Annotated in this window: 12 protein-coding genes; 6 read left to right on the plus strand and 6 right to left on the minus strand. The window is 54.4% G+C overall.

Going from position 1 to position 11392, the window contains the following annotated elements:
- The 5 genes from ACWVCN_RS08945 to pyrE all read left to right on the plus strand — a co-directional run.
- Positions 1 to 382, plus strand: a 382-nt coding sequence (locus tag ACWVCN_RS08945; protein ID WP_455245222.1) for a sirohydrochlorin chelatase, incomplete at its 5' end; no start/stop codon positions are given.
- A 154-nt stretch (positions 383 to 536) separates the two neighbouring features.
- On the plus strand, positions 537 to 1799 hold the full coding sequence (locus ACWVCN_RS08950) for an NAD(P)/FAD-dependent oxidoreductase (RefSeq protein WP_455245223.1): 1263 nt from the start codon (positions 537 to 539) through the stop codon (positions 1797 to 1799).
- On the plus strand, positions 1796 to 2584 hold the full coding sequence (locus ACWVCN_RS08955; RefSeq protein ID WP_455245224.1) for a DUF1365 domain-containing protein: 789 nt from the start codon (positions 1796 to 1798) through the stop codon (positions 2582 to 2584). Before ACWVCN_RS08950 ends, ACWVCN_RS08955 begins: the two co-directional genes overlap by 4 nt.
- A complete protein-coding gene (locus tag ACWVCN_RS08960) occupies positions 2581 to 3900 on the plus strand; it encodes a class I SAM-dependent methyltransferase (RefSeq protein WP_455245225.1) in 1320 nt (439 codons plus the stop codon). The genes ACWVCN_RS08955 and ACWVCN_RS08960 overlap by 4 nt, the downstream gene beginning before the upstream one ends.
- A 149-nt stretch (positions 3901 to 4049) precedes the next feature.
- Positions 4050 to 4631, plus strand: coding sequence for an orotate phosphoribosyltransferase (gene pyrE / locus ACWVCN_RS08965; RefSeq protein ID WP_455245226.1), 582 nt, complete (start codon positions 4050 to 4052; stop codon positions 4629 to 4631).
- Positions 4632 to 4652: 21 nt separating this feature from the next.
- On the opposite strand, the gene ACWVCN_RS08970 is transcribed toward pyrE, so the two are convergent.
- Positions 4653 to 4964: a hypothetical protein gene (locus tag ACWVCN_RS08970; protein WP_455245227.1), complete on the minus strand. Its 312-nt coding sequence runs from the start codon at positions 4962 to 4964 to the stop codon at positions 4653 to 4655.
- Between the two features lie 61 nt (positions 4965 to 5025).
- On the opposite strand from ACWVCN_RS08970, the gene ACWVCN_RS08975 reads away from it, so the two are divergent.
- On the plus strand, positions 5026 to 5445 hold the full coding sequence (locus ACWVCN_RS08975; RefSeq protein WP_455245228.1) for a rhodanese-like domain-containing protein: 420 nt from the start codon (positions 5026 to 5028) through the stop codon (positions 5443 to 5445).
- Positions 5446 to 5482: 37 nt separating this feature from the next.
- Here ACWVCN_RS08975 and ACWVCN_RS08980 read toward each other — a convergent pair whose 3' ends face one another.
- The 5 genes from ACWVCN_RS08980 to ACWVCN_RS09000 all read right to left on the minus strand — a co-directional run.
- Positions 5483 to 6343 (minus strand): hypothetical protein, encoded by an 861-nt coding sequence (locus ACWVCN_RS08980; protein WP_455245229.1) that lies wholly within the window; start codon positions 6341 to 6343, stop codon positions 5483 to 5485.
- Between the two features lie 81 nt (positions 6344 to 6424).
- Positions 6425 to 8053, minus strand: a complete 1629-nt coding sequence (locus ACWVCN_RS08985) for a response regulator (RefSeq protein ID WP_455245230.1) — start codon at positions 8051 to 8053, stop codon at positions 6425 to 6427.
- Positions 8054 to 8071: 18 nt separating this feature from the next.
- Positions 8072 to 8527 (minus strand): response regulator, encoded by a 456-nt coding sequence (locus ACWVCN_RS08990; RefSeq protein WP_455245231.1) that lies wholly within the window; start codon positions 8525 to 8527, stop codon positions 8072 to 8074.
- A complete protein-coding gene (locus ACWVCN_RS08995; protein ID WP_455245232.1) occupies positions 8524 to 10008 on the minus strand; it encodes a sensor histidine kinase in 1485 nt (494 codons plus the stop codon). Before ACWVCN_RS08995 ends, ACWVCN_RS08990 begins: the two co-directional genes overlap by 4 nt.
- Positions 10009 to 10132: 124 nt before the next feature.
- A partial coding sequence (locus tag ACWVCN_RS09000) for an NADH-quinone oxidoreductase subunit N (RefSeq protein WP_455245233.1) occupies positions 10133 to 11392 on the minus strand: 1260 nt, incomplete at its 5' end.

The raw sequence follows: 11392 nt of genomic DNA on the forward strand, positions 1-11392 counted from the left end.
AGAAGAGATCGAACTCGATACCAAGATCCGACAATGGCCTCGGACAGTTGAGACCGATCCGTACAAGTCCGGTCTTGAGGCCGTGGCTGCGGAACTCCAATCGCAATTGGACGGCGTGCTATTCGGGATCGCCTACAACGAGTTTTGCGCGCCGACTTTGGAAGAATCAGTCGAGGCGTTGATCAAGCAGGGGGCGACGCACATTACTGTGACGACAACGATGTTTACACCAGGCGGTTCACATTCGGAGGTCGAGATTCCGGAAATCCTGGAAGAACTCAGGAAGCTTCATCCGTCGGTCGAACTTCATTACGCATGGCCGTTTGACCTCAACAAGGTGGCTAACACCTTAGCTGAGCAAGTCCGTCGGTTTGCAACATGATTGCGACGTTCCGCTTCTTCAGAGAAGCAGGAAAAGTGCAGGACGAGAAACATGCGAATTGGGCCTAACAGAAAGTGCGGTCCGGTTCCTAGGGAGATTTGGATCGTCATCCGTGTACGGTTTGTATATCCCTCTGATAATTTCGTGTTGAGTCATGAAAATTGCCATCGTGGGAACCGGTATTTCGGGGATGGTCACGGCGTACCTATTGCACCGAGACCATGAGATCACGGTCTTTGAAGCTGCCGATTACATAGGAGGCCACACGAATACGCTCGATGTCACGGTCGACGGCCGGACCTACGCGGTCGATACGGGTTTCATCGTCTTCAATGACTGGACCTATCCGAATTTCATCCATCTCCTGTCGAGGCTCGGGGTCGAGTCACAACCGAGCGATATGAGCTTCAGCGTGAAGTGTGAGCGCACGGGGTTGGAATATAACGGAACCTCGCTCAATACGCTCTTTGCCCAGCGGCGCAACCTGCTCCGCCCCTCCTTCTACCAGATGATACTCGACATCCTCCGGTTCAATAGGGAGGCGGTGTCGCTGCTCGACCAACCCGAGTCCGGCCCTTCTCTGGGCGAGTATCTCGACAGTCGCCGCTATTCAATGGAATTCGTCGAGCAGTACATCGTGCCGATGGGCGCGGCGATCTGGTCGGCAAGCCATGACAACATGCAGGCGTTCCCCGCCCGCTATCTGGTGCAGTTCTTCAAGAATCACGGCATGCTATCGGTCGATGACCGGCCCGAGTGGCGGGTGATCAAGGGTGGCTCTCAACGTTATGCCGAGAAGCTGGTGGCGCCGTTCCGATCGCACATCCTCCTGAATTCGCCCGTCGAATCGATCAGCCGCTTCCCTGACCACGTCGAAATTCGCGCGAGCCTGCACCGCCGGGAGTACCGGGCTTTACGATTCGACCACGTGATCATCGCGGCGCACAGCGATCAGGCTTTGGCGATGCTGGCGGATCCGTCGGCGAAGGAGAAAGAAATCCTGGGCGCGATCCGTTATCAGGACAATGAAGCGGTGCTGCACACGGATGTATCGTTACTTCCGAGTCGGCGGCTAGCTTGGGCTGCCTGGAACTATCACCTCCTGGCGGTCCAACCGGACCGGACGGTTGTGACCTACCACATGAACCGGCTGCAGAGGCTGACCGCCCCCCTTGAGTTCTGCGTGACGCTAAACCATACCAACGCCATTAATCCAGGAAAGATCCTCCGTCGTATTACCTATCATCATCCGGTTTATTCGCTAGCGGCAGTCGAGGCACAGCAGCGTCATAAGGAGATCAACGGAGTCAATCGAACGTCCTATTGCGGTGCCTATTGGGGATTTGGGTTTCATGAAGACGGAGTCAAGAGTGCGTTGGCCGTTTGCAGCCTTTTCGGAAAGTATCTCTCGTCATGATGAGCGGAATCTATGAAGGTCAGGTAAGACACCGACGATTCACGCCCGTCCCGCACTCCTTCACCTACAGCTTGTTCATGATGTATTTGGATTTAGACGAACTGCCGGATCTGTTCCGAACGCGGTGGTTGTGGTCTGTCGATCGATCGAACCTTGCCTCATTCAATCGCAAGGACCATGTTGGGGATCCGGCAATCCCGTTGACTCACACTATTCGAGAAATGGTTGCGCAACGAACGGGGAAGTCGCCATCCGGCCCGATCAGACTTCTGACCCACCTTCGCTATTTCGGCTACGTCTTTAATCCGGTCAGTTTCTATTTCTGCTTTGACCGAAGGGGAAAGCGCGTCGAAACGATTGTGGCCGAGATCACCAATACGCCCTGGGGAGAACGCCATTGCTATGTCCTGGGTCAGGATGACAACCGCGCTGCAGGTACCAGCAAGCACTATCAGATAAATAAGGCCTTTCATATCTCCCCGTTCATCGACATGGACGTGGCGTACGATTGGCGATTTACGGAGCCGACTTCACGATTGACCGTTCACATGAAGAATCTTCGAGGGGGTCGTCCTTTCTTTGATGCGACGATGATGTTAAGGCGGCGAGAACTATGCGGGGGAGCATTGGCACGTGTGCTTGTGCAATATCCTCTGATGACAACCAAAGTGATCGGGGCAATCCATTGGCAGGCACTAAAACTCTGGATGAAGGGTGCCCCGGTGTATCCTCATCCCAGCAAACGAAAGGAGGCGTCGCCTGTGGCGACGGGTCATTCGCAATGATAAAGGAGACGACGATTTCATCACGTCCGAGAATCGATCGGATTCCGGTGCAAGCGGAACCATCGCCTCGCGTTGTTATCAGAGGGTTTCGGCTCGTTCGGAACGCTGTGTTCGGGCGGCTGGCTCGCCTTCAGAAGGGCATGATCACCATCGTGGACGATCGTGAACGGCGCTCATTTGGACGGCTGACACCGGACTGTTCACTTCACGCGACGGTGACCATACTTGATCCACGCACCTATCTCGATGTCGCAGTAAGGGGAACGGTTGGAGTCGGCGATGCCTATCGCAAAGGTTTGTGGAACTGCGACGATCTCACGGCCCTTATCAGGATTTTCGTTCTGAATCGGGAAGTTCTCAATGGAATGGAGAGAGGGCTCGCCTGGATTACGAAACCGCTCCTCAGGGCCGCCCACTGGTGGAATCGAAACACCCACTACGGGAGCCGGAAGAACATCGCGGCCCACTACGATCTCGGAAACGAGTTCTTTCGCTTCATGCTCGACGATATGATGATGTATTCCTGCGCCTACTTTGAGCGACCGGATACCACGCTGGCAGAAGCCTCACGGGCTAAGAATGATCGTATTTGTTGCAAGCTGCAGCTGTCACCTCGAGATCATCTGCTGGAAATCGGTACAGGCTGGGGTGGTTTCGCCCTCCATGCGGCATCGCGGTATGGTTGCCGCGTGACGACCACGACGATTTCGCAGCAGCAGTATGAGTTGGCGATCCGACGAATAAGGGAAGCCGGATTGAGCAGCCGTGTCGTGGTCCTATTGTCAGACTACCGGGATTTGCCAAACATTGGTGCGCAGTTCGACAAGCTGGTGTCGATAGAAATGATCGAAGCCGTGGGCCATCAATACTACGGGACTTTCTTTGATATCTGCGGACAAATGTTGAAGCCGAGCGGAGTGATGCTGCTTCAGGCAATCACAATGGACGAGCGGATCTACAAACAGGCTACGCGTTCGGTCGACTTCATTCAAAAATATATCTTCCCCGGTAGCTGCATCCCATCCATCAGTGCGCTCACGGGTGCCTCGGCGGAGACCAGCGACCTCTCATTGCTGCACATGGAGGACATCGGAGCACACTATGCTCCAACGCTGAGAGCTTGGAGAAAGAATCTGGCAGAGGCCCTTTCCCAGGTCAAAGCCTTGGGATACGAGACGGAGTTCCTGCGCCTGTGGGATTTCTACTTGAGTTACTGTGAAGGAGGGTTTATGGAGAGATCCATCAGCGCGGCGCAACTTCTATTCGCCAAGTCGGACTGGCGACCGACTCCTGGGGGAATCTCAATCGGGGCATGAATTACGCGGCGATCCTCACAGCGATCGGTTTGGCGGTCTGCTGCCATTCAGTGGCTGACCGAGACTCTTTTCCGTAAACCCGGTATTCCGGGAACAACCATCCGTGTAGAATAGCGATTCTGAAGATTCGGTGTGGCAAGGGGGATTGCATGACAAATCCGCGCGAAGAATTGGCAGTAGCGTTCCACAATACCCACTCATTCAAATGGGATCCACAGAAAGGGTTCAAGTTAGCGTCGGGCGAAATGAGCCCCTTCTATGTCGATTGTCGGGCGCTCATGGCCCATCCAGGTGCGCGCCGTCTTGTCGCGCACCTGGCGCATAAGGCCCTTGCTGATGTCGAGCTGGACTGCCTCGGCGGGCTGGAAATCGGAGCCATCGCGATTGCCACCACTATCTCAGATTATGTGTTTGTGGCCAGTCCCCGTCGGGATTGGCGGACCTTTGTGGTGCGGAAACAGGCCAAGGATCACGGACTAGGGAAATTGATCGAGGGCGCGGTTCGGCCGGGAGATCGCGCGCTGATTGTCGATGATGTCCTCACGAGCGGAGGTTCGCTCCTCAAGGCTATCGGTGCGGCTCGAAACGCAGGCCTTCTTGTGACCCACGCATTGGTCATCGTGGATCGAAAGGAACAGGACGGGAAGAAAAAGGTCGAAGCGGAGGGGATCACGCTGCTCAGCCTGCTTACCATCGACGATTTAGTGAAACAACAACCTACCGTCGCATAGAGTGGCCCGTTTCTGGCCATGCTACTTACATTCGAACTGAATAGCCCATCGTCGCTCCCGCACGATTTCCTGAGCACCTTCCACGGCGCCGGCAAGACGCATCCTCCCCTTGGTCTCCCCTTCTCGAAGCATCGTGTAAGTCCCGCCGCACTTCTCCCTGATCAGAGCCAGAGCTTCTTTCCTGAAAGGAGACAGCACTGCGCTTTGGTTTCCCTTCAGGGGATAGACGACGATCCCTCCCCGGTCGTGTTCATGAACCAGTTTGACTCCGTCTGCACAACCGGAGAGGAAGAGGCAAAGGAACGCGACAGCAGATCTTGACCAAGCGTACATAGGGTTTCTATTATGAATGGGTCGAGGCTGACTCACAATCGCTACGACGTAAGGAGGCAACATGAAGAGGCTATGGTTTCCAGTGCTGACAATGATCGCCTGCCTTGCAATGTTGGAGGCCGGTTGGTCGTACCATTCCTATCTTTTGTCGGTGAAACAGCTTCGTGCCGGTTTGACCAAGGCCCCTTCGATGGCTCAAAAAGGGTTCGTCTTGATTGATGTAAGATCGGTCGAGGAACATGCCGGAGGGTTCATTCCCGGCACTGACTTCAATATTGATTTCCGCGAGATTGCGGAGCGCCATCGCGAGATTGGAGCACAGCCGGACGACCATATCGTGGTCTACTGCCAATCCGGACATAGGAGCAACATTGCCGCGGAAGCTCTGGCGGATCTTGGATATAAACATGTCTACAATGTCAGCGGTAGCATGAATGCCTGGGTAGCGGCGGGATTCCCGGTCGAAACGGCTCGTCGGTAGCAACTTACCCCTTGCGCCTCTGGTCTGGTGATTCAAGTTATCGAGGACTGATTCCGATAACTGCTGGTAGCGGCAGGTGGCCGTTCGGACCGAGGTTCAAGAGGTTTACCCAGCTGGATGATTGGGTAGAGGACGCGAGATCTTTCCGGAGTGTTGAGCTGATCGATATATCGGAGGACGACCCTCCGTCCATGGCCATAGCCAGGCGAACGTTTGGATAGGCGTCTCGGAGACATCGCCCGATATCATGGAGTGTGGTCGATTCGGTGGTCTTGAACACGAGAATGTGACCGGCTCTGCTTTCCGCCACGATTGTTTGTTGCGCCTGCTTGCCCGATTGTCTGACACGTATCTTTCCGCTTCGATCCAGTAACATGAGTGACTGAGCCGCTTCCCCGTAGGAAGGCTCTCCCTCGTTAAAGGCATCGTGGGCAAGGTCCAAGATTCCTGCCGCCGGCTTTCCCGATACAGTTGGCTCGGCGACAAAAAGTCCCATCCACGTGCTATGGCGTTTGCCTCCAAGTGCTACCCCCCTTCCATAGAGGAGCCCGAGATAGGTGTAGTTTTCCTGGAAGAGTCCGGCATTAAAGAGCAGGACGTGACCGGTCTTCATCTGCCACTCGTTTATATCAAGAGGTTCGCCGAAAGATTCATTCCGATAGTAGTGGACAGCGAACCGGTACCGAACAGGGTCGATGTCCGCCACGATGAGTGGTGCCACGTCGGGACAAGCATCGGATGGTGTCCATAGCCCGATGGACAGCCCTTCGGCAAGTCGATTCCATGATACGGACTGGGCAAGAACATCCTCCGTCGGTTGATAAGGTAGCAGTAAGACTCCCACGACGAGAGCGGTAACTACTCGAAATACCTTCTGAAGGTGGGGTGGGGAAGTCATGACATCTTTAGTGAAGTTTCGACAGTGGTTTCGGACGGCGTCAATTCAGGAGTATGTGATGCTGGTCGGATTCCTCCCAAATTAGTATTGCGCCGTTGCTGTCTTGGTCATTTGTCGGCCAAGGGAAGAATTGTCGTCGGTCGGAACGGCATCGAGTAAACGTCTGACTGTCTGGGCCAAGACTTCCGGAGTGAATGGTTTCTGTAAAAAACAGGTGGTCTCTTGCCGATGGCCTGACAGAATTCCAAGATCGTCTGTGTAACCGGACATAAAGAGTATGCGGAGTTCCGGTTTAATCATCGAAAGGTGTTGCGCCAATTCCCGACCTCCCATGCCGGGCATAACCATATCGGTGAGTAGCAAATTGACTTGGTCCAACTGTTGAGAAGCCTGTAAGCAGGCCTCGACGCCGTTTCTGGCCTCTATTACACTGTATCCAAGCTTGCGAAGTTCGTCTCGGACCAATGTGCGGACGTTGGGATCATCTTCGACAAGGAGGATGGATTCTGTTCCGCGGATAGAACCACTCGGCTGCTCCTCAGAGGACTTCGGCTCGATCTGACCGCTGGCCTGCGGGAAGTAAATGTCAAATCTTGTGCCATGGCCGACCTCGCTCGTTACGTCGATCGCGCCTTCCAACTGGGTGACAATTCCAAACACTGTTGAAAGGCCCAGGCCGCTTCCTTTTCCTTCCTCTTTCGTCGTGAAGAACGGCTCAAAGATATGGGCTTGGGTTTCAGGATCCATTCCACTTCCAGAATCCTCGACCGACAGCCTGACATAGGTACCGGGCAGCAAAGGCTTCACGTGGTAGGGCGGGCTAGTGATCAACTCCACTATTGACGTTTGAATCGAAAGGGTACCACCGCTTCGCATGGCGTCTCTGCTGTTGACCACCAGGTTCATTACCACCTGTTCCAGTTGCGCTTGGTCTGCTCGCACGTGGCTGTTTGACGGATCCAGGGTGACATTGAGCTTGATATCTGCTCCGATCAAACGTTGCAGCATTCCCTCAAGGTTATTCACAATATGGTTCAGACTGAGCACCTTTGGTTCTAAGGGCTGTTTGCGGCTGAAAGCTAAGAGGTGTCGAACCAGCATGGCAGCCCGTTCACCGGCTTTTTGAGTTTCTTCGATTTTTTCATAAAGGGGATGGCCGGGACCAAGCGCAGCCGCCAATACGTGGCTGTACCCCATAATAACCGTGAGCAGATTGTTGAAGTCGTGGGCGATCCCACCGGCGAGACGCCCCACGGCTTCCATTTTCTGGGCTTGGCGGAATTGTCTTTCACTGTGTACCAGTGCCTCTTCAGCCCGCTTCCGTTCCCTCCTGTCTTCACACTCGCGGAGAGCCCGTTTAATGGAGGGTATTAACCGTCCCAGTCGCTGTTTGAGGACGTAGTCTGTTGCACCATGGTGCAATGCATCGATCGCCAACTCTTCCCCGATAGTGGCGGAGACGAAAAGGAAGGGGACTTCTGGAGCCTCCTGACGGGCGATTGATAGTGCGGTCATGCCGTCGAATCCCGGGATCGAATAGTCCGCGAGAATGAGATCGAAGCCTCCTGCGCCGAGGCTCTCGATAAAGCCGTCGCGGGAGTCCACTCGGTGTGACGAACATGAAAGTCCCGCTTCCGTGAGCGTGGCGGCGATGAGATCTGCATCGACAGGATCGTCTTCAAGATGGAGCACGCGGAGCAGGGTTGTCACATATCCTCCGCAGACTGTCTAAGCTGCAGATTGGCTTCCCTCGGGAGGCGGCTCGTTGATCACCCCCCAAAACATGCCGAGTTCCTTGACAGCGGAAATGAAGTGCTGAAACTCTACCGGTTTCACGACGTAGGCATTCGCACCTAATGCGTAGCTTTGCGCCAGGTCTCGTTCCTCACGCGACGAGGTTAGCATGACTACAGGAATCGATTTGAGTTTTTCGTCGCTCTTGATGGTCCGCAACACTTCGATACCATCGACCTTCGGCATCTTGAGGTCCAAAAAGACGACGGCGGGGTTGCCCACTTGCCGGCCTTTGTGTGCCCCGCGGCAATACAGGTAATCGAGTACCTCGGCTCCATCATGACAAACTACCACTTTGTCCGCAATATGATGCTCCTCCATCGCAGCAAGTGCCAGCTCGGCATCACGGGGATTGTCTTCAACCAACACGATCGGTTTGACGGTGGTCATTGTAGATTCCTTTTCATCGGGAGGGAAAAGTAAAACGTAGCGCCTTGATCAGGAGCCCCTTCGGCCCAAGTGCGGCCTCCGTGACGATGGATGATCCGTCTGACGTTGGCCAAACCGATCCCCGTTCCTTCGAACTCATCGTTGCGATGGAGCCGTTGAAACACACCGAAAAGTTTGTTGACGTATTGCATGTCGAACCCCACGCCATTGTCGCGGACGAAGATCGTGACTTCTCCCGGCAAGTATTCCGCAGAGCCGATCTCGATGCGGGGCTCAGATCTGGTTGCCGTGAATTTCAACGCGTTTGAGATCAGGTTCATAAAGACTTGCCTGAGCATGGCCGGATCGCCTGGCACATCCGGCAGTGAACCAATTGTCCAAGAGATCGACTTTCCTTGCAAGTCAAGACGCAAATCATGAATCACCGTCGAGACCAATTGGTTCAAATTTACCGTGCTGTGCAACATTTCCTGACGGCCCATACGAGAAAATACGAGTAGATCGTCGATCAACTGCCCCATCTGTTTCGCGGAATCCGAAATCGTCTGGAGATACCGCTGGGCCTTGTCGTTCAGTGATTGCCCGGTTGATTTGGCCAAGAGCGCCGCGTAACCATCGATATGCCGTAACGGTGCACGAAGGTCGTGTGAGACAGAATAGCTGAAGGCTTCAAGCTCTTTGTTTGCCGCCTCCAGCTGCTCGCCCTTTCTCCTCAACTCGGCTGCGACCCGCCGCCTTGCCATGATGTCGTGGTGGATCAGGTAATAGACCGAAGCGAGCAAGACGAGTTGCAATACTGCGCCCAAGACCAGCAGGGCGATGGTATTGCGGGAGCTGGAAGTGGATGTGAAAAAGCGATCGCGCGCCGACTGTTGTTCGCTGTTCACCAGGTCTAGGACAATACGATGGATGCTGTCGAGCTCTTGCCGTGCCACACCGGGCAGTGCAAGATGGCGAACAGCCTTGGCTCCCTGCTTCAACCGTTTGGTAATTGCGTCACCTTCGCTGTCCAGCTGTTGCTGGATCAGGCGTTCGAGTTGGTTGATTTGGTCCCGCTGATCCGGACGTTGATCAACCAGGGAGTGGAGGTACCGGGAATAATCCGGCATCTGCGTGATCAGGGTGCGATAGGTCTTGAGGTAGGCCTCGTCTCCAGTAACCAGGAATCGACGATGGCCCGTTTCCGCGTCGTTCAGGGTCTCCTCAATTGAGACCAGGATTCGCACAAGCTCGTGACTTCTTGTATCCAAGCGGCTGTTCTGCACAACCACAGCAATATTGCGGTAGGAAACGACGCTGATGACGAGAATCCCTGCGAAGACAAGGCCGAATCCTCCGAGGACACGTTGTTCGATCGTCCATTTAAAGAGCCAGGACGGTAAACGGGTCGGCTGAAGAAAGTCAGCGCTAGGAGCCTCTTGAGTTGATTCTGACGAAGGAGGGACTGTGGCAGCCGGTTGTTCCTGTGTGGCTGATTCCATGGCGAATGTACGGTGCGCGCTACCGATAAGGCAAAGCCCTCACAGACTCTACTCTGGCTGACTGATGTCCGCAAGGATTATTTCGGAACGTCGCCCCTGTGGCGGAGAGTGGCTGGAAGGAGGACTATCCTCCAGATGGTGTAATCGGTGAGACCGCGGGAAGCGCCACAGCGGAAGCTGGGGCATCGGAGAACATCATGGTGGCGGCGACAACCCAATCAGTAACCGGCTGAGGGTACACGCCGATAATCAAGGTCCCGGCAAGACCCACGTAAATGACCGCTTTCATCGGTCCGGAAACGCTCAACGGAGAAGGATCGTGTGGCTCCACGATGTACATTTTCTTCACGACGATCAAATAATAATACATCGAGATGACAATATTGATAAGCCCCACGGTAATCAAGGTGTAGAGGCCTTCTTTGATGGCTGCGACGAAGATATATAGCTTGCCGATAAATCCTGCCAGCGGAGGTACTCCTGCGAGCGACAGGAGGAAGATCAACATTGAAAAGGCCAGGAAAGGAGAACGTCGTCCCAACCCACTGTAGTCATCGATTTCTTCACTGCCGATTGCCTGACCCACGGCAATGATAATGGCGAAGGCTCCGAGGTTTGCGAACAGATAGGTCAGGAGATAGAACAAAATCGCGTCGTTACCCATCTTGGTTCCGGCAGCCAGGCCGATCAGCACGTTGCCGATCTGGGCGATGCCAGAATAGGCCAGGAGCCGCTTCATGTTTCTCTGGGCGATTGCCACGATATTGCCGTATGTCATTGAAAGGACTGATGCGGCGACAAGCAGAAGCACCCAGGTTGGTTTGAACGTCGCCAACGCGACAAAAAACATACGAAGCAGGATGGCGAAGGCCGCGCCTTTTGGGGCGATCGAGAGGAATGCCGTTACCGGAGTTGGAGAACCGTGGTACGTGTCAGGAATCCATGAGTGGAAAGGCACTGCACCAATCTTGAAGCCTAATGCTCCGAAAATCAGCAAGAAACCGATGATCAGGCCGGGCGTCGCCTGGGCTGATTTCATCTCGGAAAATACCAATTTGCCGGTCTCCCCGTAGACGAGACTGATCCCGTAAGCCAGCAGTCCGGCGGCGAACACCCCCAAGATGAAAAACTTCAATCCCGCCTCATTGGAGGCTACGTCTTCTCTCAGATATGACACGAGTACATAAAATCCAAAGGTCGAAAATTCGAGCGTGACGAACACCGATAACAGGTCGTTGGCTGATGCCATGAACATCATGCCGAGAGCCGACATGACGACCAGGAAATAATACTCGCCGCGGAAGAACGTAAAACGGTGCACAAATTCAATTGATGCCAGTATGACCAGGATCGTTGCGGCGACGATGAAAATCTTGAAGAACAG

The sequence above is a fragment of the Petrachloros mirabilis genome, assembly GCF_975968855.1.